Annotated in this window: 24 protein-coding genes; 13 read left to right on the top strand and 11 right to left on the bottom strand. The window is 51.4% G+C overall.

Features of this window, described 5'->3' with window-relative positions; all coding sequences use genetic code 11:
• Positions 1-7 precede the first annotated feature (7 nt).
• Positions 8-649: a TetR/AcrR family transcriptional regulator gene (locus ABYK60_RS11180; protein ID WP_372872105.1), complete on the bottom strand. Its 642-nt coding sequence runs from the start codon at positions 647-649 to the stop codon at positions 8-10.
• A 177-nt stretch (positions 650-826) separates the two neighbouring features.
• Between ABYK60_RS11180 and ABYK60_RS11185 the strand changes: the two genes are divergently transcribed.
• Entirely contained in the window at positions 827-2704 is a 1878-nt protein-coding gene (locus ABYK60_RS11185) for a M2 family metallopeptidase (protein WP_372872106.1), read from the top strand.
• Positions 2705-2769: 65 nt separating this feature from the next.
• On the opposite strand, the gene ABYK60_RS11190 is transcribed toward ABYK60_RS11185, so the two are convergent.
• The 4 genes from ABYK60_RS11190 to ABYK60_RS11205 all read right to left on the bottom strand — a co-directional run bounded on the left by ABYK60_RS11190 (position 2770) and on the right by ABYK60_RS11205 (position 5780).
• A complete protein-coding gene (locus ABYK60_RS11190) occupies positions 2770-3588 on the bottom strand; it encodes an FAD:protein FMN transferase (protein WP_372872107.1) in 819 nt (272 codons plus the stop codon).
• A 145-nt stretch (positions 3589-3733) separates the two neighbouring features.
• Entirely contained in the window at positions 3734-5104 is a 1371-nt protein-coding gene (locus tag ABYK60_RS11195; RefSeq protein ID WP_372872108.1) for a DUF3570 domain-containing protein, read from the bottom strand.
• Positions 5095-5316, bottom strand: a complete 222-nt coding sequence (locus ABYK60_RS11200) for a DUF4266 domain-containing protein (protein ID WP_372872127.1) — start codon at positions 5314-5316, stop codon at positions 5095-5097. The genes ABYK60_RS11195 and ABYK60_RS11200 overlap by 10 nt, the downstream gene beginning before the upstream one ends.
• Entirely contained in the window at positions 5316-5780 is a 465-nt protein-coding gene (locus tag ABYK60_RS11205; protein WP_372872109.1) for a TlpA disulfide reductase family protein, read from the bottom strand. Before ABYK60_RS11205 ends, ABYK60_RS11200 begins: the two co-directional genes overlap by 1 nt.
• A 380-nt stretch (positions 5781-6160) precedes the next feature.
• On the opposite strand from ABYK60_RS11205, the gene hyaA reads away from it, so the two are divergent.
• The 11 genes from hyaA (at position 6161) to hypA (ending at position 18383) form a co-directional block, all read left to right on the top strand.
• Positions 6161-7297 carry a nickel-dependent hydrogenase small subunit gene (hyaA, locus tag ABYK60_RS11210; RefSeq protein WP_372872110.1) on the top strand — a complete coding sequence of 379 codons (1137 nt, stop codon included), beginning with the start codon at positions 6161-6163 and terminating at the stop codon, positions 7295-7297.
• Positions 7298-7300: 3 nt separating this feature from the next.
• A complete protein-coding gene (gene hyaB, locus ABYK60_RS11215; protein WP_372872111.1) occupies positions 7301-9019 on the top strand; it encodes a nickel-dependent hydrogenase large subunit in 1719 nt (572 codons plus the stop codon).
• Positions 9020-9028: 9 nt separating this feature from the next.
• Positions 9029-9733, top strand: a complete 705-nt coding sequence (gene cybH, locus ABYK60_RS11220) for a Ni/Fe-hydrogenase, b-type cytochrome subunit (RefSeq protein ID WP_372872112.1) — start codon at positions 9029-9031, stop codon at positions 9731-9733.
• A 151-nt stretch (positions 9734-9884) separates the two neighbouring features.
• Positions 9885-10439, top strand: a complete 555-nt coding sequence (locus ABYK60_RS11225; protein ID WP_372872113.1) for a HyaD/HybD family hydrogenase maturation endopeptidase — start codon at positions 9885-9887, stop codon at positions 10437-10439.
• On the top strand, positions 10427-12247 hold the full coding sequence (locus ABYK60_RS11230; RefSeq protein WP_372872114.1) for a hypothetical protein: 1821 nt from the start codon (positions 10427-10429) through the stop codon (positions 12245-12247). Before ABYK60_RS11225 ends, ABYK60_RS11230 begins: the two co-directional genes overlap by 13 nt.
• A gap of 18 nt (positions 12248-12265) precedes the next feature.
• Positions 12266-14665 carry a carbamoyltransferase HypF gene (gene hypF, locus ABYK60_RS11235; RefSeq protein ID WP_372872115.1) on the top strand — a complete coding sequence of 800 codons (2400 nt, stop codon included), beginning with the start codon at positions 12266-12268 and terminating at the stop codon, positions 14663-14665.
• 145 nt (positions 14666-14810) lie between these two features.
• Positions 14811-15599 (top strand): hydrogenase nickel incorporation protein HypB, encoded by a 789-nt coding sequence (gene hypB / locus ABYK60_RS11240; protein ID WP_372872116.1) that lies wholly within the window; start codon positions 14811-14813, stop codon positions 15597-15599.
• Entirely contained in the window at positions 15599-15844 is a 246-nt protein-coding gene (locus ABYK60_RS11245; RefSeq protein ID WP_372872117.1) for a HypC/HybG/HupF family hydrogenase formation chaperone, read from the top strand. The genes hypB and ABYK60_RS11245 overlap by 1 nt, the downstream gene beginning before the upstream one ends.
• Positions 15837-17042, top strand: coding sequence for a hydrogenase formation protein HypD (gene hypD / locus ABYK60_RS11250; RefSeq protein ID WP_372872118.1), 1206 nt, complete (start codon positions 15837-15839; stop codon positions 17040-17042). Before ABYK60_RS11245 ends, hypD begins: the two co-directional genes overlap by 8 nt.
• A complete protein-coding gene (gene hypE, locus ABYK60_RS11255) occupies positions 17032-18036 on the top strand; it encodes a hydrogenase expression/formation protein HypE (protein ID WP_372872119.1) in 1005 nt (334 codons plus the stop codon). Before hypD ends, hypE begins: the two co-directional genes overlap by 11 nt.
• Positions 18036-18383, top strand: coding sequence for a hydrogenase maturation nickel metallochaperone HypA (hypA, locus tag ABYK60_RS11260; protein WP_372872120.1), 348 nt, complete (start codon positions 18036-18038; stop codon positions 18381-18383). The genes hypE and hypA overlap by 1 nt, the downstream gene beginning before the upstream one ends.
• Positions 18384-18521: 138 nt before the next feature.
• Here hypA and ABYK60_RS11265 read toward each other — a convergent pair whose 3' ends face one another.
• Genes ABYK60_RS11265 through ABYK60_RS11275 form a run of 3 tightly spaced genes read right to left on the bottom strand, consistent with a single transcriptional unit; the run spans position 18522 to position 20483 of the window.
• Positions 18522-19103, bottom strand: a complete 582-nt coding sequence (locus ABYK60_RS11265) for a VRR-NUC domain-containing protein (protein ID WP_372872121.1) — start codon at positions 19101-19103, stop codon at positions 18522-18524.
• Entirely contained in the window at positions 19090-20202 is a 1113-nt protein-coding gene (locus tag ABYK60_RS11270; RefSeq protein WP_372872122.1) for a hypothetical protein, read from the bottom strand. Before ABYK60_RS11270 ends, ABYK60_RS11265 begins: the two co-directional genes overlap by 14 nt.
• Before the next feature lie 2 nt (positions 20203-20204).
• Positions 20205-20483: a peptidylprolyl isomerase gene (locus ABYK60_RS11275; protein WP_126166831.1), complete on the bottom strand. Its 279-nt coding sequence runs from the start codon at positions 20481-20483 to the stop codon at positions 20205-20207.
• Positions 20484-20596: 113 nt separating this feature from the next.
• On the opposite strand from ABYK60_RS11275, the gene ABYK60_RS11280 reads away from it, so the two are divergent.
• Positions 20597-21031 (top strand): secondary thiamine-phosphate synthase enzyme YjbQ, encoded by a 435-nt coding sequence (locus tag ABYK60_RS11280; protein ID WP_372872123.1) that lies wholly within the window; start codon positions 20597-20599, stop codon positions 21029-21031.
• Positions 21032-21033: 2 nt separating this feature from the next.
• Here ABYK60_RS11280 and ABYK60_RS11285 read toward each other — a convergent pair whose 3' ends face one another.
• The 3 genes from ABYK60_RS11285 to ABYK60_RS11295 form a co-directional block, all read right to left on the bottom strand.
• Positions 21034-23202: an EAL domain-containing protein gene (locus tag ABYK60_RS11285; RefSeq protein WP_372872124.1), complete on the bottom strand. Its 2169-nt coding sequence runs from the start codon at positions 23200-23202 to the stop codon at positions 21034-21036.
• Between the two features lie 82 nt (positions 23203-23284).
• Complete coding sequence (locus tag ABYK60_RS11290) at positions 23285-24499, bottom strand: RsmB/NOP family class I SAM-dependent RNA methyltransferase (RefSeq protein WP_372872125.1); 1215 nt, start codon at positions 24497-24499, stop codon at positions 23285-23287.
• Positions 24500-24676: 177 nt separating this feature from the next.
• Positions 24677-25720: sugar MFS transporter (locus ABYK60_RS11295; RefSeq protein WP_372872126.1), on the bottom strand; the 1044-nt coding region annotated here is incomplete at its 5' end.

Genomic DNA, 25720 nt, shown 5'->3' on the forward strand with positions numbered 1-25720 from the left:
ACTCCTGTTATGCCTGATTAACTGGCACGGCAACACCCGCAGCCATATAGGGAATAACTTTGCGGATAACAGATTCAATATCGTTCTGTTCTTTAAAGTCAGCTTCGGCGATTTCCATCAGGGCATCAGAAGACGCCATGGTGAACACCACGGTTCCCAAAGTGAAGTGTAGTCGCCAAAACATTTCCGCAGGTGGGATATGGGGGGCACTCTGGCTGACAACCTGAACAAATCTGTCAAGGTGTTCGCCGTAATGTGTTGTGATAAACCAACGCAAGTGACCCTGACTCTCTATGTAGCCACGGCCGAGCAACTGCAGGAAAATCCGGGTACCTTCAACTCGCACCTTATTCAGATCCAAAAGCGGTCTGACCAAAGCAGAAAAGATGGTTTCAAGGGATGCCTGCTTGCTTTGCGAGGATAGCTTAACCAGTTCTGCCGATGCGGCTGGCATAAATACGTCCAGATAGCGCGCAAGCACAGCACGGATCAGCTCCTTTTTGGAGCCAAAATGGTAGTTCACCGAAGCAAGATTCACTTCAGCTTTGCTGGTAATCAGCCGCAACGAAGTTTCTGAAAAGCCGCGTTCGGCAAATAACTTTTCGGCAGCATCAAGAATTCGGGTTTTGGTGTCGGATCGATTCGCCATTCCGTGACCTATGATTTATTTAAAACACTCGTTTAAATTAATCACAGCTAAACGGCTTGTCAAACAAAATATGAACAGGTGTTTGCTTTTTCAAAGCGCAATTGCATTGCAACAATGGTATTTTATTGACGCTCTCGTTAGATTTTGTCGATTCATAATAACAAGGAAGCAACGAAAATGATGTCCAGCTCGCTACGCCCCGCCAAACTGGCGCTCGGCATTGCCTTGGCGCTCAGTTTGAGTGCCTGCCAGAAAGACGCCGATACTACCAATACCGATACACATAAAAATGACATAGCCCCAGCTGTGGCCGAGGCCACCGTTGTCACAGCAGCCGATGCCATTGCCTTTATAGAAAAGGCAGAGGCTGAACTTGCAGCCTTGTCTCTGGAAGCCAATCGGGCGGAATGGATTTACAGCAATTTTATTACCGAAGATACCGCCTCTCTCTCCGCTGCGGTCAATGAAAAGGTCACAGCAACATCGGTACGCCTTGCGACCGAGGCGGCCAAGTATGCCTCTGTTGAACTGGATGCAGTCAACACCCGTAAACTCAACATGCTCAGAAGTGCCATTGTGCTGCCCTCGCCTATGGATCCGGCAAAAAATGCTGAATTGGCCGGTATCGTTGCGGAGCTAAATGGTCTTTACGGCAAGGGTAAATATTGCCTGGCTGACGGTCGCTGTCTCACCCAGCCAGAGCTGTCGGCTTTGATGGCCGAATCCCGTGACCCTGAACTGTTAAAGGAAATCTGGGCTGGTTGGCGTGATATTGCCAAGCCAATGCGTCCGCTTTTCGAGCGAGAAGTAGTACTCGCCAATGAAGGTGCCAAAGACTTAGGGTATGCGAATCTCTCTGAACTATGGCGCAGCCAGTATGATATGGCACCTGATGCTTTTTCGGCTGAACTCGACCGCCTCTGGGGACAGGTCAAGCCACTGTATGATTCTTTGCATTGCTACGTCCGCGGTGAGCTGAATGAGCAATACGGCGATGAAGTGGTACCCAAAACCGGCCCTATTCCTGCGCATGTACTGGGTAACATGTGGGCTCAGCAGTGGGGTACTGTATATCCGCTGGTTGCCCCCAAAGATGCAGATCCTGGTTATGATGTGACAGAACTGTTGGCAGCCAAGGGCTATGACGAACACAAAATGGTTGAGCAAGCAGAAGGCTTCTTTACCTCACTCGGTTTCGATAAGCTGCCTGACACTTTCTGGAGCCGCTCTTTGTTTGTGCAGCCAAAGGATCGTGACGTTGTTTGCCATGCCTCAGCCTGGGATCTGGATAACGAAGATGATATCCGCATCAAAATGTGTATCCAGAAAACCGCTGAAGACTTCACCGTCATTCACCACGAGCTGGGTCATAATTTCTACCAGCGAGCCTATAAAAATCAGCCATTTATATTTAAGAACAGTGCCAATGATGGATTCCATGAAGCCATAGGTGACACTGTTGCTTTGTCTATTACACCCAAATATTTGCAGCAAATTGGTTTGCTTGAACAAGTTCCGGATGCATCAAAAGACATAGGTCTGCTGCTGAAGCAGGCACTGGATAAAGTCGCATTTCTGCCATTTGGTTTGATGATTGACCAGTGGCGCTGGAAAGTATTTGCCGGTGAAATTACACCGCAAAATTACAATCAAGCCTGGTGGGATCTGCGGGTTAAATATCAGGGTGTGATGGCACCGGTAGAACGCACAGAAGCGGATTTCGACCCGGGCGCCAAGTACCATGTACCGGGGAACGTGCCATATACCCGATATTTCCTGGCTCATATTCTGCAGTTCCAGTTCCACCGCTCACTGTGTGATATTGCCCAGGATAAGGGGCCTGTTCATCGCTGTTCTATTTATGGCAATCAACAAGCCGGCGCCAAGCTCAATCAAATGCTTGAAATGGGTGCAAGTCAACCCTGGCCCGAGGCGCTTGCTGTTACCACCGGCAGCAAAGAGATGGACGCCAGCGCAGTGCTCGATTACTTTGCACCATTAAAAACCTGGCTTGACAAAGAAAACACCGAAGCAGGTCGTACTTGTGGATGGTAACCGTCTTTTCTGAATCCAGATGTTAGATGTTAAAAAGCCCGGCATTGCCGGGCTTTTTATCGGCTTTATCGCTGAATGACATATCGTAATTGTTCATTTTTTAGGAAATCTTCCGCGCCCCGACCTTTTAACATTGCCAGCGTCGATATCAAACCCGCTGCCGAGGCACTGGGAGCCACCACAGTAACCGAGCGCGGAGCGCCCTCAACCGGATAGCCCGTTCGGGGAGATAAAATATGACCGACCCGCCTGCCGTTCTGGATAATAAAACGTTTGGTATCACCGCTGGTGGCTATCCCTCCACCGTTAAAAGAAAGGGTTTCTACCGGTATGGAGCCATCAGCAATACTCTCAATACCTATATTCCAGTAGGCAGGGCTTGCTGCTATATCGCCTCCAAGATTTACCAACAAGCTGATTTCCGCCTCACCCACTGACAAGGCAAAACGATTCATCAGCAGTAAGGCTCTGTCCGCTGCATACTCCTTTGCAATACCGCCAAAATCGAGCGTCATATCCGCAGGCATTACCAAAACCCGGTCATCATAATTTATGCGGTGAAAGCCAACATGGCTCAGTGCTGCCATTATCGCCTCAGGTTCTGGTAACCATTGTTGATGTAATCCAAAGCCCCAAAGGCGTTGCAAAGGGGCTATGGTTACGTCAAACAGTCCACAAGACAACCGGTAGCAATCCGCTGCAAAATTCAGTAACCCAAAGGTTTCCATGTCTATGCTGACAGGCTCCCCGGCATGACGATTGATACGGGAAAGTTCGCTATTTGATTGGAAACGTGAGTATTTGGATTCAATACGTCTTACTTCCGCCAACGCCACTGCAATCAGTTGTTCACTGACAACTTGGTTGGCGCCACGAATAAGCAATTCGCAGTCACTGGCCATGGCGTTAAAACTGAATCGACAGTCGCTGTCCCGACAAGAAGAAGGCCCAGCGCTGTGTTCTTTGTGACGGGTATCGTTTGCCATGCTCTTGAATCATCCAATCCCGATACAGGATTTTAATAGTGGGTCAATTCCAGCTGTAATTGAATTGCAACAGAGCTGCATTCAATTGAGGATACAGTTCAATGCCTTGCAACCCACTCAGTGACGATGGATTGCCGTAAGGTTGCTGGCGGTAATATTCAAGCCTAACTGAAACTTCATCACCGTCCTGCATACGCCAGCCGGCTTTCAACCCCAAAGTCCAGGTGTCCATACGACCAATCCGGTAATCGGCGCTTATATACTCAGGAAGCGGCTCGGTTTGACTAATATAGGGACTGTAAAAATCCACCCCCGTCTGCTGGTAAGCGCGTAAATGAAACTGAAGAAAAGGGGCCGATTTACCACTGAAATAGTATCGATATCGTGCCTCAATCGCGTGGGAGTCCAGCCCCCAATCATCGTGGGTATAACGGTAAGAATATTCGGCAACGCCTTTTCGCAGCGCGGTTTTGCCAAGGATAAAAGCACTGTGCTTTATGCGCTTTTCAGGTCGGGATTCATAGATATAGGACTCGGCGATACCGTCACTGTTGAGTAATGAAATCAATTTATAGGGGTCAGTTAAATAGCCACTGCTGTATCCGACACCATAGTTAACCTGCAATAGAGTCTGCTTACTGATAATCTGTGTTAATCCCAATTTAAGCTCGGCGATACGTTTATCACCTACTCCCGATTGGCGACTGGCATCAAACGCCTGCCAAAAAGCGTTTTCATCGGCAAAATCTTTACGAATAGCCATGGTGCTGAGCGGCACCGGCCGACCACCGACCGCATCCAACAAGTCATATCCAATTGCAGCCTGCAGACTCAGGGTTGTGTTGTCTTTGAAATACCCTTGCTCAACCCCGCCACTCATTCCCAGTGAAAGGTAATCAAACTCTTTGGACGCATAAACGCTGGCGTTCACCTTGCTGCCGATATTCAGTGCTTTGCTCCAACCCGCGGTTAAAGACAGCCTGGTATCCTGAAACGTGTCATCCAGAGGAACTTGCCCCGCCTCAACCTTATACTGCCCCTTACCGGAAGGACGCGTGAAGGTTTGAATTGCCGGCTGTGCCACGGCACCGGAAGCTGAGGCGCCGGAAAGACTGTCTATCACCACTTTTACATTTACAGATTCACTGTCAGATAATGGTTTGTGCCCGGCGATAATCGCCTCTATTGCCTGTACACGCATATCCTCGCGATACCAAAGCACCGCAGCATCAATATCCCAGCCCGACATGAAGGGGGCCAAGGAGCCATCTTTTGATGATGACTCATCAATCGTATCTGCAGCATTTGCATCAAAACCAATCATACTGAGGCTGGATAAGCTGATGGCGGCTGCAATTCCAATCTTTCCGGTGGCAGCGGTATTACTCCGGGAGCTGGCTTTCTTCAGTTGCATCCGCAACCACCGCCACTAAAGCTGCGCCCACCACTGGCGCCTTCTTTACTGAAGTAAATATGATCATCCAGTGCCAAATCCAACTCTTCAGCGGCAAGTTGCATATCCTCCCGGGCAAATGCCGACTTCTCCCAGGGTTCAACAGAAGCGCAACCTGATAATTGGCTCAGCAGTATCAATACCAGGAAATATCCGGCCTTCAGTTTTTGCATCATTGCTGCTCCAGCAGTTTTACCAATTCTGCCTCATAATCACTGGTCTGCTCCGAGAAAAATCCGACGTGGCTGTTGATAAGGTTGCCCGCTTTATCAAATACGAAACTGGATGGCATACCCAGAAGATCAAAGCTTCTGGCCACCTTTCCCTCGGGATCATAGCCAATTACAAATTCAGGATTTAGTTCATCCAAAAAAGGACTGGCATCCTTCATGTCGGAGTCCAGGTTGATGGCAATCACTATAAGCCCCCGGTCTTTATAGCGATTATGCATTTCATTCATCCAGGGAAATGACTTTCGGCATGGTCCGCACCATGAAGCCCAAAAATCCACATAGATTACCTTGCCCCGGTAATCGGACATTGAAAAAGCATGACCATTGCTATCTATCATTTGATGTTCAAGGCCTGGCGCCGCTACAGAAAAAAATATTCCGGCCGCGTACAGTGTGACTATCATCAAACCTAACCGGAGCCTGCCTGATAAGGTACTGGTATTTATTGCCAGCAGTGGTTCTGCCCTGTATTTCATCGCCAATCTACCCACCGGATGAAGTGTTTCTTATCTATAAGCTTACGGATTTCCCTGCTAACGGGAAAGTCCGCAGTTTGTGAAGCCCATCAGCGCGATTCACGCAGTGAGACATTTTGACCCGGATCGCCGGAAAAGTTTGAAGCGTCTCATGTTACAAAGATGTCACATGTCCGATACAAGAGTAGCTCGGTAAAAGCTTGACGTGTATCAATAATATGACCGGCCAGCCTTCCTACACTTTCCCTGAAATGTCGTGCATGCAAAAGGCATGTTTACAACTTTAAAAACAAAAAAAGGTCGTCACCATGGATACACATGCAGCCCTATACGAGCAGGGAAAGCAGCGGCTTGAAACGCTGCGTTCACTGCCAAGGCGCCACGAAGAGACCATCTTTGACAAAATGGCTCAACATGGCATTACCCGTCGTGATTTTATGAAGTGGAGCGCCTCGGTTACCGCCATGCTGGCGCTGCCTTTGCCCTTCTCAACCCTAGTGGCCGAAGCGGCTGAGCTCGCCGACCGCGTACCGCTTATCTGGTTACACATGGCCGAATGTACCGGCTGCTCTGAATCCCTGGTGCGAGCCGATACGCCAAATCTGGATACCCTGATTTTTGACCACATCAGCCTCGAATACCACGAGACCCTGATGGCCGCGGCCGGTTGGCAGGCCGAAGAAAACCTCGAACACGCCCTGGAAACCTATAAGGGCAATTACCTGCTCGCAGTTGAGGGTGCCGTCCCCACCGCCAATAACGGCGCCTTTTTGACCGTGGGCTGCAAAGGCCACACCGGTCTTGAAATTATCAAGCATGCGGCAGAAGGCGCGGCAGCCATTGTGTCTGTGGGCACCTGCGCCTCCTTCGGTGGAGTGCAGGCAGCCTACCCCAACCCCACCGGCGCCAAAGGCGTACATGAAGTTATCAGTAAGCCGGTGATTAACTTAGGCGGCTGTCCGCCCAGTGAGAAAAACATCGTCGGTACCCTGATGTACTTCATCATGTTCGGCAAACTGCCGGCGCTGGATATGTTCAACCGACCCAAGTGGGCCTACGGTGCCCGGGTACACGACAACTGTGAACGCCGCGGCCGTTTTGATGCCGGTGAATTTGTTGAGGAATTCGGCGATCACGGTGCCAAAGAGGGCTACTGCCTGTACAAGGTAGGCTGTAAAGGCCCCTACACCTATAACAACTGTCCCACCGAGCGCTTTAACCATCACACCAGCTGGCCGGTACTCGCTGGCCATGGTTGTATGGGTTGCTCCGAGCCAAACTTCTGGGACGACATGGCTGACTTTGAGAAGCCACTTGGCCGGCAACTCCTGCATGGGCTTGATGCCACCGCCGACACCATAGGCGCCGTCATTCTCGGTGCAACAGTGGTCGGCATCGGCGCCCATGCCGTTGCCAGTGTATTTGCTCAGGCCAAAGAGGACTAAATCATGAGCCAACGTGTAGTTATCGACCCCATCACCCGCATCGAGGGCCACCTGCGCATCGAGGTCGAGGTAGATGAGAACAATGTCATTCAAAACGCCTGGTCCTCTTCCACCCTGTGGCGCGGTATTGAGGTTATCCTCAAGGGTCGCACCCCCATGGACGTGGGGCTTATTGTGCAACGTATTTGCGGCGTCTGTACCTATTCCCACTATCGCTGTGGTACCGAAGCGGTGGAGAACGCCCTTGGGATAAAAATCCCGCTGAATGCAAGATACCTGCGATCTCTGATGCAAACCTCGCTCTATATGCATGACCATATAGTGCACTTCTATCACCTCCATGGCCTTGACTGGGTGGATGTGGTCTCAGCCTTAAGCGCTGACCCTGCCAAGGCGGCCCAGGTAGCGCTCAAATACACCGACAAGCCGATTGCCGCCGGTGAAGGCGAACTTCGCGCGGTGCAGGAGCGGGTAAAAGGCTTTGTGGAAAAAGGCCAGCTTGGCCCCTTCGCCAATGCTTACTGGGGTAATGGCACCTATAAGTTCACCCCTGAGCAGAACCTGATTGCCCTGTCCCACTACTTAAAAGCGCTGGAAGTTCAGCGGGTCGCGGCCGAAATGCTGGCCATCTTCGGTGGTAAGCAGCCTCACCCACAGTCGTTGGTCGTAGGCGGCGTGACCTCGGTACGCGACATGTTAAGTCCGGCACGTTTGCAGGAATGGAAGCAAAAACACGCTTATGTCACCGACTTTATCAAGCGTGCCTATCAGGCCGATATCGTGATGGCGGCCGAAGCCTTTGGCACTGAGCCATCGGTGCTTGGCGGCGTGAATGTGAAAAACTTCCTTGCCACCGAGGACTTTGTGCTGGCGGACGGCGAGTACATGTTCAATGGCGGCGTGATCATGAACGGCGACCTCGCTGGCGTGACTGACATCAATCCGGATTTGATTGCCGAGGACGTTACCCACGCCTGGTACAGCGCGGACAAGGCGCAGCACCCCTACGATGGCACCACAGTGCCCAACTACACCGGTTTTGTAGAGCGCGACACTGTTTATGGCAAGCTGCCGACCCTGGATGGCGACGGCAAGTATTCCTGGGTGAAATCACCCCGCTACAACGGCGAGCCTGTGGAAGTGGGTCCACTCTCAAGCCTTTTGGTGAGCTACGCCCGCGGCAACAAGGTAGTGGTGGATGCGGTCAATGGGCTGCTGACACGCACCGGTCTGCCGGTGGAAGCGCTGTTTACCACCCTTGGCCGCACCGCGGCACGTATGCTGCAAACTGTGATTGTGGCCGATGAAGGCCTGCGTACCTTCGATGCACTGTTAACCAATATTCAGTCCGACGAAAGCACCTATGTGAAGCCTGAAATCGATGCCAGCAAAGAGTATGTTGGCCACGCCATGATTGAAGCGCCACGGGGTATGTTGAGTCACTGGATCCGCATTAAGGGCGGCAAGGTGGAGAACTATCAGGCGGTAGTGCCTACCACCTGGAACGCCGGCCCCAAGGATGCCAACGGCAAGATTGGGCCTTATGAAGCATCGCTCATCGGGCTTAAGCTTGAAGATCCCGCCAAGCCGCTGGAGGTTATTCGCATTATCCACTCCTTCGACCCTTGCATGGCCTGCTCGGTACACGTGATGGACTTCAAGGGCGCGAGCCTGTCTGAGTTCAAAGTGTCGCCAAGTGGCGCTACCGGCTACGGGAATTGAGGAGGTGCTATGAACACCCAAGTCAAGACGCCGCCCGCGGGCGGCCATAAGACAGAACACACTGGTGGCTATCAGCGGGAGTTTATATTTACCGCTGCTATCCGGATTTTCCACTGGCTAAGGGCACTGGCGATACTCGTGTTGGTTATCACAGGTTTCTACCTCGCCTGGCCGTTTTTAGTGGCGCCGGATTCCAGTGACGTACTGGTGCAGGGCTGGGTGCGTTTTGCCCATCTGATTTTCGGCTTTGTGCTCTGCGCCGTCACCCTCGCCCGTGCTTATCTGTTTTTCTTCAGTAAGCACGATATCGAGCGACGCTCAATCCGTGATGTGCTCAGCATCCAAAGTTGGATCACCCAGCTTAAGTCCTACCTCTGGATGGGTAAGCTCAACAAGGCCGGCGTATATGGTCCGCTGCAATTTGTGACCTACTTTGCGATTTCGGTTATTGCCGGCGCAATCTGCGTTACAGGGCTGATACTGTATGCCAATGTATACCATGAAGGTATGGGCGGTATGCTGTGGGGCATGGCAAGCACCCTCACCGCCTGGATGGGAGGCCTCGCAGAAGTGCGGCTGTGGCATCACTACTTTACCTGGGTATTCATCGTGTTTGTGGTTATCCACGTATACATGGCCGTGTGGACAGGTATTCGCTTCAAGCATAACTCGGTAGATTCTATCGTCTCCGGTTATGACTACCATAAACATTGATGCCTTTTGCGCCATGTCAGTTCCAGGGAGGACAAAGCATGGCGCAGTTTCCCAACCGCGCACCGTCAGAATGAGCACTCATGAGGCATGCGCGGCATTTGTAAACACCGCATTTGGTGAAGCCCACTGATGGGTTACAGGAGGAGAAAGGATGAAAGTCCTGCTACTCGGCATTGGCAACATCCTGTTCGCCGACGAAGGTGTCGGCGTGCATTTTGTCAATTATATCGCTGAAAACTACCGTTTTACCCACCCGCAACACTCACTTGATATTCTCGACGGTGGCACTCTTGCCCAGGGACTTACCCCCATCATTGCCAAATATGACCATCTTATCGTGTGTGATACCGTCAATGCCCCCGGCGTACTCCCCGGAGAAGTCTATTTCTTTGATTTTGATGCCGCTCCGGCCGAAATTGACTGGCAGGGCAGCGCCCATGAAGTAGAGATGCTGCAAACCCTGACCATGATGGAAATGCTCGGCGACAGACCCAAAACGTTTGTCCTGGGGGTTACCCCTACCGTACTGGAACCCATGCATTTGGGGTTAACTTCCGCATTACTGGCTTCGGTGCCTGTGATGGAACAAGCTTTACTGAATCATCTCCAGTCACTGGGCTTCACCACACAAAAGGTGGCCGACAAGGCAATTCAGAGCCTGTTTCAGGATGCCATTTATCAGGAGACCACCTCATGCATTCAATAACAGCGTCATCTGACCCGCATCCCGACATCAAATCTATCACATTCGAATTTGATACCTCCCGGGAGGTGCCATTCTACGGACGCACCCTGACCCAGTATGCCCAAAAACTTGAACAAACCGTGGGCGAGGCTCAGGCCTTGTGTTACCAGCTTGACCATGGCTTTCGCTACAGCTTGCAGGTAAAGGGCAGGCAACAGCAACTGGAAACCTTTGCCGACACCCTGGCAAGGGAGTTTCCGCTGTCATGTTTCCTGCTCGATGCCAGAGTGGTTCCACTGAATGCCACTCAGGATGAAGCGGAACTATTGCCTGCCTCTGCCGGGCTGGAGCCAGCGCAGACTTTAGCGTTTTGTGCTCATTGCTTCTCCATCATCGGTGACAATCAAAGTCCGTTTTTTGGCTCGGTGAAACGGGGGTGTACACATTGCGAAGGCGAGCGCTCAGTAAAAGAAGAATTGAGCCTTGAGCAGCTAAGGCTGGCAGCGAACGCCATCATCGCCGGCGAATGCGCGGAAATGGATGGACGGCAATACAGCCTTCAGGGTAACGCGCTGCGGGATACTCTTATTGTAACTAATCCCAATAATCTCAATGCCAACCTGATTGCCAACGACTCAGAGGTGCTTGCCCTCTCCAGCATAGAAAAACCCAGACTAAGGCTGTTGCCGCAGGCCGAGCATTCCAGACTTAAAGCAAACAGTTACCGGGTCAGGTTCGCCAGTACCCGATTGGAATTGGTTTTATGTGAACTATTGAGGGTAAAAGGCATTGATTATGTGTTTGGCCTTGGCGGTGACGCCCATTTACCGGATATCTGTGCCCTGGATGGGCGCTGGCACATAATAAAATCAGTTTCTGCTTTCAACGCATCTTTGCGTACTGCCGCGCACGAAGAAAACACTCAATATAATGGTTATCAGGCCATCCTGAGCAAACCAGATTGCCTCACCATAACGCCGCTGACACAGGCAGGCTCTGTAAATGCTCCCGCACTGACAGCACTGAAAGGCCTGACAGCCCAAAGTGGAAAACAGCTTGCTCATCATTGCAGCCTTTACCTTGGTGGCGCGGGTCCTCTGGAAATCGCCTCCGTTGATGGTATCGGGACTGAAGAGGTTTTCTTCCGCCAGACTCCGCTTCCTGATAATGGCTATGAAATATACCGGCTGTTAATGGAAAGCCCACAACGCACCCTGCTGGAAAAATTCAAAGCCAAGTATCCGCAAGAGTGCCTGGCTCTGCTGGACATTATTTTTAAGCCTACGTTTGAGAGAGGCAATCTGCAGGGGCTTTGGGCTATGGCAGCCTGTATTCTCGGTTTGGCACAGGGTCGGGATAAACCCTCAGTGGAATATTTAAGTGATGCGCTGCTCAGTGAAGCTCAAAAGTTTACCGGCCAGACAGCACCGCGAATTGATTATCCACTGGTCAAAGGCGAAGCAGTCAGAGCGATTAATTGGTGTAAGACTCTGGGAACACTAATGAGTTTTCGTCTTGCCGGTGATACAGACACGCCCAAACTAGCCTTTGCCATGATGGACTCCCTTGCCGATTACCTTGCCAATTGGGTTGAGCACCTTGATCTGAACGTCGGCATACAAAAGGTGTACGTCAGTGGCAGCGAACTGGCCAATCCGGTTCTAGCCAAACGGCTTTGGCTGCGCCTTGGCAAAAACTTCACCATAGAAACCAATCCACAACGAGATCTCGATGGCGCCATCTTTGCCATTGGTAAAATACTGACACCCACACCAAGGCAATTTGGATCGCTTGGCCGTGACAAGCGAACAAATCAGGATGTTAATTAACACAATCGGGTACAGATAATGCCTATCAGCATCGCGTTACACATTACGGGGATAGTTCAAGGCGTTGGTTTTCGCCCCCATGTCTTTCGGCTGGCTCACGAATTACAGCTGGGAGGCACTATCCGTAACGATGCTGATGGTGTATTTATCCGGCTTAAAGGATCGCAACATCAGGTTGACCAATTCCTGTTGCGCTTAAAAGAGTCGCCCCCGCCCCTTGCCCGTATTGATAGCTTTGACTCGTTTGCCGACGATGGCAGCAATCTTGATGAACACGCATTTATGATTGAAGAAAGCCGCTCACAAGGAGATGCTCAGGTCGTCGTCAGTCCCGATAAGAGTATGTGCCCGGACTGCCTTGCTGATATCCGTAACCCCAATGACAGACACTTTAACTATCCCTTCACCAACTGCACCAATTGTGGCCCCCGTTACACCCTGATAAAAGCACTTCCCTACGACAGAAAACACACATCAATGGCGCATTTTAAAATGTGCCCCGATTGCGAGTCCGAATATAAAAATCCCCTGGACAGGCGCTATCATGCCCAGCCGGTCAGTTGCCCGAACTGCGGTCCGGTGTTAATGCTTAAGAGTCCAAATGGTGAAATACTGAATCGCAATCCACAAGGTTGCCTGGCTGACACAGTGCGGTTACTCCGGGACGGCGCAATATTTGCCATTAAGGGCCTGGGTGGCTTTCATCTGGTGTGTGATGCCACCAATCCGGATGCTGTCGCTAAGCTGAGGGAACGTAAACATCGCCCGGCGAAACCTTTTGCGGTGATGGTTAAAGATCTCGATATGGCCCGGCGCTGCGCGGATGGATGTGAGGCAGAATGGCAGTTGCTGGAGTCGCGGGAGCGCCCCATAGTCGTGCTGAAAAAGCCAGCCTTCACCTCCCCGCTGGCTGACTCAGTCGCCCCCGGGATTGACCGTATTGGCCTGTTTTTGCCATACACGCCGTTACATGCGCTTTTGCTTGATGACCTCGACTGCCCTTTGGTCGCCACCAGTGCCAATCGAAGTGGCGAGCCCATTATTATCGACGCAGCCGAAATCCATACCAAGCTGGCTGATGTAGTGGACTATATTCTGGATCACAACCGCCCGATTGTATCTGGCTGTGACGACAGCGTTGTACAGTGGTGCGCCGGGCAATTGCAGGTTATCAGAATGGCGCGGGGCTATGCCCCCATGGCGTTGCATACCCCCACTCCCCTGAATCATCAAATGATGGCGGTGGGTCCACAACAAAAAAACACTCTGGCATTCGGATTCGGACACAACCTGTTTTTAAGCCCCCATATTGGTGATTTGTTCAGCATTGAAGCCGAAACCTATTTTACCCGCACAATAGACAGCTTCAGACGGCTCTATGATGTCATGCCACGTAAACTTATCTGCGATAAGCATCCGGATTATGCACCCAGTCGATTTGCAAGAGAGTTCGTTCAACAGCAGCTTGTATCAGGGGAAGTAAGCAAAAGCCAGGAACAAGAGGCCACAGCAGAATTAACCACTGTTCAACATCACTTTGCTCATGTCTTATCGGTAATGGCTGTAAACAATCGTACTGAGCCGGTTCTGGGTTTCAGCTTCGATGGCACGGGGCTTGGTGACGACGGTTCTCTCTGGGGTGGCGAAGTGATGCTATGCCAAGCAAATGGTTTTGAGCGCATCGGCGGCCTTGCGCCTTTCCCGCTACCCGGTGCGGATAAAGCAAGCCATGAGCCGTGGCGTGTTGTTATTGCATTACTTCGTAATCGATTGTCCATTGCCGAACTTCATGCACTTCCCTGCCTGAGTCACCTCAGTGATATGGCGCTGGCAAACCATATTAAAGTAGTTAGCCGGCCTGATTGTCTCAAAAGCTCTTCGATGGGAAGACTATTCGACGCTGCGGCATCCCTGCTTGGTCTGTGTAACCACATTCAGTTTGAAGGCCAGGCCGGTATGCTGCTCGAAGCAGCAAGTGCCCGGGCACGTAACGCCCGTCCATTAGCCGAAGTATCAGATCCCGAAATGTCAGCCTGGCAATTCGAACTCAAAGAGATAACCCACAGCCAGGAAGACAGCTACAGCCGCTGGGATGGTTCAGGGCTGCTGGAGGACCTGTATCGGAAATTTGAATCTGAAAAGTCTGAGTCTGCAACAGAAAACCAATTAACCCGTGACCGACTTGCAGCAGGGTTCATTGATGCCATATCCCGAGCCGTAGTCGCCACAGCCTGTCGCTTGCCTGATGTACCCATTGTGCTCAGCGGTGGTGTGTTTCAAAGTCGTACCCTGAGTGATTTAACCCACAAGGCGCTGACAGATCTGAACAGGCAAATACTTCCGTGGGGGCAGGTACCGGTCAATGACGGTGGCATTGCACTGGGTCAACTTTGGTATGGAGCTCACAGATTTAAATGAAAGCTATCCCATTCTGACCCCACGGTCATCAAACCCTGACACAGGTCAAACTCCGGGTTAACAGTTCGTATCAGAATTGTCAGAAATACTAAGGAAGCACACTCTCATTACATCAGAGTTTGCCCCTAAACACGGAGAACCCTACATGTGCCAGGACTGCGGCTGCTCTCTGCCTCGCTTTGGTATGCAATCGGCTCATCATGACAAGCACTCCCATGATGAGCTTAATACCAACCCTCAATTGAATGATGCAAAAACCCTTTCACTCATTCATAAAATCCTCGACAAGAATGATGTCGAAGCTGCACATAATCGCAGCCACTTCGAATCCCTGTCTATCAGTGCTTACAATCTGATGAGTAGCCCAGGTAGCGGCAAGACGACTCTGCTTGAATACCTGCGCGAATACACCGACCTGGTATACGGAGTGATTGAAGGCGACTTGGAGACGTCAAGAGACGCCGACAGGCTATTGGCCAAAGGCATTACCGCTGTTCAGATCCAAACCGGCAGTGCATGCCATCTGGACGCATTTATGGTTCACGGGGCACTCCACAAACTTAACCAACCCCAAGGCAGCATCGCCTTTGTTGAGAACGTCGGCAATTTGGTATGTCCGGCAAGCTACGATGTGGGTACCCATAAAAACATCGTTTTACTGTCAGTCCCTGAAGGCGATGACAAAATTCCAAAGTATCCGGTCATGTTCCGCCGCGCGGATTTGGTCATCATCACCAAGTGCGATCTGCTGCCCTACTTTGACTTTTCAGTCGAAGAGGCACGGTCATCATTGGCAGCATTAAACCCACAGTGCCCGGTTATCGAATTGTCAATTAAAGACGGGACGGGTATGCAGGCAGTAGCCGAGTGGTTGGCCCATGACCACACTGAACGCTTTTCTTCTAAAAATCATCACAATAAGGAGCAATGCTGATGTGTTTGTCGGTACCGTCTGAAATAGTTGCACTGCACCCCGATGAACAGGCCATAACAGTGGATACCCTGGGTGTAAGGCGTAAAGTCAGCCGTCATCTGTTACCCGATGACTTAGCTATTGGTGATTATGTGTTAATCCATATCGGTTTTGCGATGAATAAAATTGATAAGGAAGACGCAATGGAAAGCCTTAAGCTTTATCGAGAAATCGCCAGCAAGTTAAATGGTGATGAATATGTCTGATAACAAAGAAGCCAGCTATGCCCCTGCTCTACCCCTGAAATCACTCTACAGCGGCTTTCGTGATGCCAGCACCATTAAGGCATTGGCAAAACAAATCACTGAACAAGCAGCCAAGCTCAGTGAGCCTCTGTATATCATGGAAGTTTGTGGTGGTCATACCCACACCATTATGAAGTATGGCTTGCTGGGATTAATGCCCGAAAACGTTAAATTCATCCATGGCCCGGGTTGTCCGGTTTGTGTTATGCCCAAAGAGCGCATTGATCAGGCCATCACACTGGCGAATATGGACAATGTGATCCTGCTGACATTGGGTGACATGATCCGGGTACCCGGCTCAAATGGTAGCCTCGCCACTGCCCGTTCCAAAGGAGCCGATGTACGGCCCCTTTACGATCCGCTCGATGCCATTGCTATTGCCCGTGACAACCCGGATAAGAGCGTGGTGTTTTTTGCAATCGGCTTTGAAACCTCCACCCCGATGACAGCCGTGCTTATTCAACAGGCCGAGTCCTTGGGACTAAATAACCTTTTGTTTCATATCAACCACGTGCTGGTACCACCGGCGATTGATGCGGTAATGGCGGAACCTGCAACCAAGGTCAATGCCTTTATCGGTCCGGCTCATGTCAGTGTTATCAGCGGGGCCAAGATATATCGCCGCGCAGCCAAAATCCATAATACCCCTGTCGTTGTCAGCGGCTTTGAACCCGTCGATGTAATGGAATCCATTTTACGTCTGGTTGAGCTGAAAAACCGCGCCGAATCCACGGTCGAAGTGCAATACAGTCGTGCAGTTTCAGAACAGGGAAATCTCACCGCACAGGCGCTGGTGGACGAATACCTCGAGGTACGGGACAGCTTCCGCTGGCGTGGCCTTGGGCCGATTCCCGACTCGGCACTAAAGCTTAAAGATGCGTTTGCACACAGAGACGCTGAGAAAGTCTACGCCGGCAGACTGCCGGTGATTGAACTTGACGATCATAAAGCCTGCCAATGTGGCGATATTCTGCGGGGACTGGCAAATCCAGTGGACTGTAAGGTTTTCGGACGGGGCTGCACCCCACAAACACCACTGGGCAGCTGCATGGTGAGTTCTGAAGGCGCCTGTAACGCCTATTACCGTTACCAGGGTGGCAGCAATCCGGATGCAGCCTCAAATAACCGCGTTTCTTCTGGAGTCACAAATGTCGACTAAATATATCCAGCTTTCCCACGGGGGTGGCGGCCTCGAGATGAATAAGCTAATCCGCGGCCTTTTTTTTGAAGCGTTTGATAATGCCATTTTACGCAGTGAAGAAGATGCAGCACTGCTTAATTTGACCGGTCAGACGGCATTTACCACCGACTCCTTTACCGTATCACCCTTGTTTTTCGCAGGTGGAGACATCGGAAAACTCGCCATTGCCGGCACTGTAAATGACCTTGCCATGGTGGGAGCAGAGCCTCAATACCTAAGCCTGGGGGTAATTATTGAAGAGGGTTTTCCCTTCGACAGTCTGAAAACCATAGTGCAAAGCATGGCGACCGAGTTGAAGAAGAGTGGCGCCAAAATCGTTTGTGGTGATACCAAAGTCGTGCCCAAAGGTTGTGCCGATGGTTTGTTCCTCAATACCACAGGAGTTGGACGTGTTATACGTCCCGGCATTTCCGCCAAAGCGCTGCAACCAGGAGATGCCATTCTGGTATCGCGGGACATTGGCCGGCACGGCGCAGCCATTCTTATGGCGCGTGAAGGACTTGAGTTGGAGTCAGGTTTACAGAGCGACTGCGCGACTCTATGGGGCACCGTAGAGCAACTTTTGATTCATCCATTTGAGATCCGTGCCATGCGGGATGCAACCCGGGGCGGATTATCCGCAGTGCTCAATGAATGGGCTGTTGCCAGCAATGTGAATATTCAGGTAAATGAAGGTGACGTTCCGGTGGCGGATGAAGTCAGAGGGCTGTGTGAACTATATGGCTTCGAGCCTATGGATCTGGCCAATGAAGGCACCTTCGTTGTTGCCCTGCCAAAATCTCAGGCAGACGGCGCTCTGGAAGTACTTAAGCGCTTTGGCCATTGCGAGCATGCTGCAATCATTGGCGAAGTGTGTGAGGCACCTCAGGGCAAAGTCATCCTCAACACCCCGTGGGGAAGCCGTCGTTATCTGGATTTACCCGCCGGGGAGCTATTACCAAGGATTTGCTGATGCATGAGTTTTCCATTGTGCAGGCATTGGTGGAAACCTGCGAGCAACATGCTGTTGCCGCAGGAGCCAATGCCATTACTCGCATAAAAATCGCCATTGGCGCGCTGAGCGGCGTGGAACCCGCATTACTCGCCACTGCATTTGATACCTTTAAACTTGAAGGAATGTGCAGACTGGCCACACTGGAGATGGAAATTGAGCCACTGACTCTGCAATGCAATGAGTGCCACTACCAGGGAGAGGCAGCGGGCCACAGTGTACTGTGTCCTCACTGCCACAGCCCCTTCACAACCGTGACTGGCGGCGAAGAAATGCTGCTGCTGCAACTGGAGCTGGATAGTAACTGATGCCTTCCAATCCGGTTGAGTACAGTTGCCAGCACTTATGCTGGATGTGCTGAAACAGGCAGCTCTTGTAACTTTCAGCACCTGCACTGCAGGTGCTGAATATATTTTGTGCCAACAACCATGGCCGCGGCCTCAGTGTCAGTCCGCCACCGACCAATCAACATATAGCACTGTCGCGCTCATTCCAGACTCACTCAGCCATCGCAGCCATTGAGTTTGATGTGGTGCCAGGCGATCACCGGGTCCTTTCACTTCAACAAACTGAAGCTTACCGTCCTTAATCAGGGTTAAATCAGGCCATCCGGCCCGGCGTTCTTTAATTGAGCCCAGCATGTGACGAATGAGCTTTGCAAGCCACATACCATCCAAAAGCGGTTTTACCTGTTGCCACAGTTCAGGCTGCCACAATTGCCAATTGACCCAGTCATTGGCGATACCGGTTTTGCTGACCATATGCAGTTCGAGCATGCTGAAGTCATTGCGTTCCAGCATCTGCAGTCTGAGGGTCAGTGCATCCTGGCGGGCGGTCACAAATTCATGGCTGTACATATCAGCCGGAGCCGTTTGAAAGGGATGATCAAATGCCCCCTTTACCGGCATAAAAATCACATCCCATAAGGCCAATCCGAACAGCGCACAACTGAAGGTATTCTCCAAATGCCACACCTGTGCGCCGCACTCACGAAAGTGGCTGGCAACAAGCTCTTCAACGTTGAGCACTTTGGACCCTGGAAAGAACAATGTGTTGCGATAGCGGCTCACAGTAAGGTTCGGCCTGCCATTGTGCACCAACTTTTTTGGCAAGCCTTGGCAGCATTCGCAAGCAGGCCCTATGCTCTTCATCATCCTTTGGTGCTGCCAAGGTTTGTTGAGCCAGATGAAAAGCGTCATGATACCTTTGCAGCGCTTCCAGACTACGGATAGTCCGCTCCCTTGCCGGAGGCAAAGACACGCCGGCATAGAGCCTGAGCGCGGCTTCCGGCAGATTTCGCCGTTCAAACTCCCGTCCCAACCGGGTTCTCAGTTTATCAATACGCCTCAGGCTGACAGATTTAACATCACCCACAAGTGTTGCTGACAAAGCAAGAACTTGGTTTTCAAGCTCATAAAGACGGGCCACATCCAGTTTTTTCCTGTCTTCAAGCAAGACAGTGACCTCGGCGCAAAAGAGTGCAAGATCTATATCCGCGCGGCTATCAAATCTGCGATGGGCAACGTCCAGCGGATAAGATTCGTATTCTCTGTGCCCAAGTTCAGTGACAACAAATTCACTGGGCTCCTGCCAACTGTTTCCAAAATACAAAAGTTTAAGTGTGCCAAAAGACTTGTCGGCATTCACAAAAATAACGTCGTTGGCGAAGAGGTTCCAGATAGCCGGCCACAGCGAACCCTGTTCGGCAAACTCAACAAGATTTGCCTTGGTACTATTTCGGGGTAAGTTACTCGGCGAGACAATAGCAAGCGACTTATAAAGCTCATCTTTTGTCAGCAGGCGGGAAAGCTCAGTGCCACAGGTGCCGGCGTTATCAAACTGAATGGCATGGGCTGAACGGACAAAACCCGCCTGGGTTAATTCTTCAATGGCGAGCTTAAGGTCATCGATGTCGGCATAACTCAACAAACTGATTCGAAAATAACTACCCCGCCGCCCCAACAGTCTTACCAATAATCGCAAAGCGTTGATATCAAGCGTCTGCGGGCAGCCAAGCAACGCAAGTTCATCAGTGTTCAACAGATCGCGATATCTGCTGAGCGCCGAACATAGCGCTTGAAAATGTCGCAAAAAGTAGTCGGGGGCGGCAACCGATGACTGAAGCAAAATCAGTTTCGGTAAATCGTCTGGATGAGGTGAAATCCAAAGCGGGTTTTCACCGGACCATGGACTTCGAGGACTGGTTTTTTAAACACCACATCATCGAAGGCTTTGACCATTTGTCCCGGGCCGAATTCGCCAAGGTCACCGCTGCGACGTTTTGAAGGACAGAGAGAATATTGTTTGGCCAACTTGCCAAAATCTTCACCCTTATCGATACGGGCCTTAAGTTTCTCCGCTTCTTCGCGGGTTTTTACCAATATATGGCGTGCACAGGCTCGGGCCATGATGTTCTCCGTTAGATAACTGCAATGGCATTTTACCCCAATGCAATGTACTTGGCAGCTTGCAAGCGCAGCGCGCCTTTCTTACACTGCGACAACTCAACAAAGAGGTACCTATGTGGTTTCAAAAAACGCTGATCCTGCCACCCAAAAACCGGGGATTTCATCTCATTACCACTGATATTGAAGCGGCACTGCCACAATTAAAGCAACTGGAAGTAGGCTTGTTGCACCTGCTTTTGCAGCACACTTCAGCATCAATCTCCATTAATGAAAATGCAGATCCCACCGTTCGCCAGGATTTTGAAAGCTTTTTTAATCGTACCGTTAAGGAAAACGAGCCCTGGTATCGCCATGACTACGAAGGTCCGGATGATATGCCGGCGCATATCAAGTCCAGCTTGCTTGGTACCAGTCTGACGTTACCAGTCAGTCAAGGCAGATTGGCATTGGGAACCTGGCAAGGCATTTATCTTGGGGAACACCGGGATCAAGGTGGACAGCGACGGATTATGGCCACGGTTTATGGCGAACGCTCCGGAACTGACTGAGTCTATTTGTTGGCCTGCAGCAGTGCCAATAAATCGGCCTCAGCCATAGGACGATAAAAATAGTATCCCTGTATTTTGGATACTTGTTGCTGTGTAAGGAATGCCAGCTGCTTTTCGGTTTCGACCCCTTCGGCAACAATAAACAGATCCAGCGCATTCCCCATTTGAATAATCGCCTTAGTCAATGCCTGTCCTTTGTCACTGCTGTAGAGCGTATCCAGAAAAGACTTGTCCAACTTAATGCAGTCAACCGGAAAGTTGGCAAGGTACGACAACGAGGAATACCCTGTACCGAAATCATCGATAGCAATAGACACACCTTTTTTCCTTAATGCTGACAATGTGGCCAATAGCTGCTCATTTTGCTCCATTAGCAGGGATTCGGTGATTTCCAGTATCAAACAGTTCGAGGCCGCATCGCCGTCAGCCCAATGATTTGCAGAAAACTCCTTAAGAAAAGACTGCTGTAGCGTATTCGACCAAAGCTCGAAACTGGACACATTCACCGAAATCTGAATATCGATGCCGTCACTGTGCAGGCGTTTGATAAGCTGCATACACTGCTCGCGCACCCAGCGACCGATGTCGACTATCAGACCCGAGGTTTCCGCCAGCGGAATAAACTCCATGGGTGATACAGCCTCGCCTTTAAACTGCCATCTTAATAAGGCTTCAGCTGCGATTATCTTGTGACTGTTGGCATCGACTATGGGCTGAAACATCAGTGTCAGCTGCTGGTGTGATACCGCCTCCTTCAGCGCGGCGGCAAGGAGAGCTTCCCTGTTGGCTTCATGCTGCATTCTGGGGGTGAAGTCCTGCCAGGTGTTTCTTCCGGCGGCTTTGGCGGCATACATGGCCTGATCAGCACCACAAAGCAACTGCTCAAGCTGCCTGGCATCTCGTGGATAAGCAATCATGCCCAGGCTGATGCCGCTGTACAACAAACAGCCTTTTACCTCGAAAGGCTCGGCCATTGCTGCAACCAGCTCAGTTGCCAGATGATGGGTCACGTCTTCAGACCGGCCGGGTAAATACAGCGCAAATTCGTCCCCACCAAGTCTGGCCAACAATGCATCAGCAGGTATCAAGGCTTCAAGCCGGCGAGCCACAGACTCCAGCAAGGCATCACCGGTATCGTGGCCTAAACTGTCATTAACCTGCTTAAATTTATCGACATCCATCAACATCAGGGAAAAATGTTCATGGCTCAGACAAGCCTGCTCCAATCGTTCAAATAACTGGAACCGATTTGCAAGACCGGTCAGGGCATCAAAATTAGCCTGATAGCGGATAAGGTCTGCAGCACGCTTCCGCTCAGATACATCGCTCATCAACCATCCGTAAATATTACCTTCGGCCTGATGATCTGCAATGGGGGTAACCAGCACATCAAGGTGCTTAATTTCCTGGTTGAAGCGGGTTTGGATTTCAGTGCTGACACTTTCGCCACTGGCGAGTCGATGATGGAGTGATTCACGTAATTTCAGCGGGGTATCAACGAACAGATCCTGCTCCAAATGCCGGCAAAAATTGCCAAACCAGCTCCTGAAACAAGGATTGCGGTATATGATCTGGTCTCGCTCATCAGTTATGGCAAACGCCATGGGCATCTTGGAGAAAAGATGCTCAACCAATTTCAAATAGCGTTGATCACGACTGCGTTCAATAGCAAGGGCAGCGAGCTTCCCTGCCTGACTGATAAAGTTCAATTCAGTCTGAGTCGGGCTTTTTACGCTGTCATGATAAAGCGCAAAGGTGCCAATTACCTTGCCTGTAACCGATTTTATTGGTTCTGACCAACAGGATTTGAGCCCTGCAGCCAAAGGCAAGGCATTATAAGGTAACCAATATTCGTGAGAGGCTATATCACTGACAACAACACGCTCACCCAAAAAGGCCGCTGTGCCACAGGAACCGACCCCCTTGCCAATTTCGACACCATGAACCATCCGGTTAAAATCCGGCGGTAAATTGGGCGCAGCCCCTGTAAGCAGACGCTTGCCATCTTCACTGAGCAATAAAATCGAGGCAACAGTTCCCTCGGTTTGGGCTTCGATCAATGCTGTCAGCGCATAAAGCACATCGGCCAATGGACGGTGTTCGAGAACCATGGCCAAAATGCTGCCATAGCCGACAACCTCAAAACCGCGATCTTCTGCTGCCCGCCCCATAAGTCACTCCATAACCAGCCTGTACATCCTGTATACAAATGTATTACGAGAAGATCAACCCAGGGAAAAACTAAACCGAAGCTTACTCAGCAATCCGCTCGAGTCGGGCAAGATAGAAACCATCAAACCCTGAATTGGCAGGAGTGATGTTCTCATCATCCAGCAAGCGAAAATTGTTATTGGCCGCAAGAAATGCATCGACCTGACCACGGTTTTCACAGGGCATGATTGAGCAAGTGGCATATACCAGTATCCCCCCCACTTTAACCATACGGCTGTAACTGCCCAGAATGTGAGCCTGCAACTCCATCAGCACCGGCAAGCGCTCTTCAGTGTCGCGCCACTTGGCATCGGGGTTGCGCTTGAGCACCCCCAGGCCGGAGCAAGGCACATCCAGCAGCACCCTGTCAGCTGACAGCTTTAGACGTTTAATGGTTTTGGAGCCTGCAATCAAACGGGTTTCCACGTTGTGTGCAGCCGCGCGGCGTGCCCGTTCTTTCAGGTTATCAAGCTTCCACTGCTCTACGTCCATAGCAAGCAGCCGGCCTTTACCCGCCATCATGGCCGCAAGGTGCAAAGTCTTGCCTCCGGCGCCGGCACAGGCATCAATAACCCGCATGCCGGGTTTAACATCAAGTGCTGCAGCCACCTTTTGCGAACCGGCATCCTGCTGCTCAAACCAGCCATCGGCAAAGGACTGGGTCCGGAACAGCGCTGAATCCGAGGTAACCTCAAGCGCACTTTCAACACCATCTACAGGTTCTGTGCTGACCCCTTCACCCGCAAGACGATTCGCCAGTGCTTCGCGATCGCATTTGAGCAAGTTGGTGCGAAGAAAGCGTTTGGGCGCCGCTTTCAATGCTGCTCGTTCTGCAGCCCAGGCATCGCCGAGCTCCCGCTCGCCCAGTTTATCCAGCCAATCCGGGCAGCCATCCCAAAGCGCCTGCTGCGTCCTGGCATGGTTCAGCCGCTCATTAAAGCCGCTCTCATCCACCGCCAGTGAGTATTGAAGCTTGGGCGTTGGCAAATCATGAAACAGGTGCCAGGCATTGATAAGCCTCGAGCCTTCACGCTCAATGCGACCCGGCTCAACATCTGCCAAATAGCAGTAAAGGTTCAACCGACGCAGTAAGTCGCCGGTTACTGTGGCAATACGCGCCTGCTCTTCGCTGGCGAGTTTTAAGCCCGAGAAATGCCGTGAATAGGCTCTGTCCAGAGGCGAGCCGCCATTAAGCACCAAATCGAGGATCCCGAGTACCAGCTCGGTGGAAGAAGGAGACAAAGGCGATTTGAGCATAGAGGCAATTCCAGAGAAGAAAAAACCGCGAGATCATAGGAGTTATTGGCGATACAGGCAAGAAAGCACGGCCTGAATAACTAAAAAAGCCTGCCAAATTTCTTTGGAGTACGAAAAAGCGCACCTGAGTGCGCTTTTTATGCGTGATTTTAGTCCAAGGACTTATTCTCGCCTTGTTTAAGCCGTTTTCACTTCAGAGCCCTTGAAGCCGTAATAGAGGATATAAACATAACAGAGCACCGGCAGCAGGAAGGACACCGACAGTCCTGCCGCATCGGCAATCAGCCCCTGCGCCAGTGGCACTATGGCACCGCCCACAATGGCCAGACACAAAATACCGCTGCCCTGAGCCGTGGCGGCACCCAAATTTTTCAGCGCCAGACTGAAAATGGTCGGGAACATAATCGAGTTAAACAGCCCCACAGCCAGAATCGCCCACATGGCCAAAGCGCCTTCACTCATCACAGCCACCACCACCAACAGTGCCGCCATGGCCGCGTTGAAGCCCAGCACCTTGCCGGCAGCCACCTTTTGCATGACTGCCGCACCAATAAAGCGACCCACCATGGCACCGCCCCAGTAAAAGGCGATATAGTGCGCCGCTTCGGCTTCTTCCATCGCCGCAACATGGGCCTGACCGAGGAAGTTTACCAGCAGACTGCCAATGGCCACTTCGCCGCCCACGTACACAAAAATGCCGATGGCACCCAGCACCAGATGACGATGACTGAGGGCTGATACCGGCTTAATGGCATCGTCACCTGAAAGGGTGTCATCTTCCTGGCCCTGAATATGGGGCAATTTCAGCAGTGCAAACACTATCGCCAATACCACCAGCGCGCCGCACAGCATCAAATAAGGCAGTTTCACCGCTTCGGCCTCTGCCTCGGCGGATGCGCCCGCCGCCACCGACAAAATCAGCACCGAGCCAAACGCAGGCGCTATGGTGGTACCCAGCGAGTTGAAGGCCTGAGTCAGGGTCAAACGGCTTGAAGCGGTTTTCACCGGACCAAGGGCTGTCACATAGGGATTGGCCGCCACCTGCAGCACGGTAATGCCGCTGGCAAGTACAAAGAGTGCCCCCAAAAACACCCCATAAGTAGCCGACACCGCCGCGGGATAAAACAGACCACAGCCAAGGGCGGCAGTAAGCAGCCCCACCACTATGCCCTTTTGATACCCCAGACGCTTTACCAGCGCCCCCGCTGGCACAGACACCAG

Source organism: Shewanella sp., assembly GCF_041630135.1.
GTDB lineage: Bacteria > Pseudomonadota > Gammaproteobacteria > Enterobacterales > Shewanellaceae > Shewanella.

Coding starts and splice junctions, on each gene's coding strand:
- hypD (WP_372872118.1), top strand. CDS start 15,837: ATGTCTGATAACAAAGAAGCCAGCTATGCCCCTGCTCTACCCCTGAAA.
- ABYK60_RS11230 (WP_372872114.1), top strand. CDS start 10,427: ATGCATTCAATAACAGCGTCATCTGACCCGCATCCCGACATCAAATCT.
- hyaA (WP_372872110.1), top strand. CDS start 6,161: ATGGATACACATGCAGCCCTATACGAGCAGGGAAAGCAGCGGCTTGAA.
- cybH (WP_372872112.1), top strand. CDS start 9,029: ATGAACACCCAAGTCAAGACGCCGCCCGCGGGCGGCCATAAGACAGAA.
- ABYK60_RS11275 (WP_126166831.1), bottom strand. CDS start 20,483: ATGGCCCGAGCCTGTGCACGCCATATATTGGTAAAAACCCGCGAAGAA.
- ABYK60_RS11205 (WP_372872109.1), bottom strand. CDS start 5,780: ATGATAGTCACACTGTACGCGGCCGGAATATTTTTTTCTGTAGCGGCG.
- ABYK60_RS11185 (WP_372872106.1), top strand. CDS start 827: ATGATGTCCAGCTCGCTACGCCCCGCCAAACTGGCGCTCGGCATTGCC.
- hypB (WP_372872116.1), top strand. CDS start 14,811: ATGTGCCAGGACTGCGGCTGCTCTCTGCCTCGCTTTGGTATGCAATCG.
- ABYK60_RS11245 (WP_372872117.1), top strand. CDS start 15,599: ATGTGTTTGTCGGTACCGTCTGAAATAGTTGCACTGCACCCCGATGAA.
- ABYK60_RS11225 (WP_372872113.1), top strand. CDS start 9,885: ATGAAAGTCCTGCTACTCGGCATTGGCAACATCCTGTTCGCCGACGAA.
- hypF (WP_372872115.1), top strand. CDS start 12,266: ATGCCTATCAGCATCGCGTTACACATTACGGGGATAGTTCAAGGCGTT.
- hypA (WP_372872120.1), top strand. CDS start 18,036: ATGCATGAGTTTTCCATTGTGCAGGCATTGGTGGAAACCTGCGAGCAA.
- ABYK60_RS11280 (WP_372872123.1), top strand. CDS start 20,597: ATGTGGTTTCAAAAAACGCTGATCCTGCCACCCAAAAACCGGGGATTT.
- hypE (WP_372872119.1), top strand. CDS start 17,032: ATGTCGACTAAATATATCCAGCTTTCCCACGGGGGTGGCGGCCTCGAG.
- ABYK60_RS11195 (WP_372872108.1), bottom strand. CDS start 5,104: ATGCAACTGAAGAAAGCCAGCTCCCGGAGTAATACCGCTGCCACCGGA.
- ABYK60_RS11200 (WP_372872127.1), bottom strand. CDS start 5,316: ATGCAAAAACTGAAGGCCGGATATTTCCTGGTATTGATACTGCTGAGC.
- ABYK60_RS11285 (WP_372872124.1), bottom strand. CDS start 23,202: ATGGGGCGGGCAGCAGAAGATCGCGGTTTTGAGGTTGTCGGCTATGGC.
- ABYK60_RS11180 (WP_372872105.1), bottom strand. CDS start 649: ATGGCGAATCGATCCGACACCAAAACCCGAATTCTTGATGCTGCCGAA.
- ABYK60_RS11290 (WP_372872125.1), bottom strand. CDS start 24,499: ATGCTCAAATCGCCTTTGTCTCCTTCTTCCACCGAGCTGGTACTCGGG.
- hyaB (WP_372872111.1), top strand. CDS start 7,301: ATGAGCCAACGTGTAGTTATCGACCCCATCACCCGCATCGAGGGCCAC.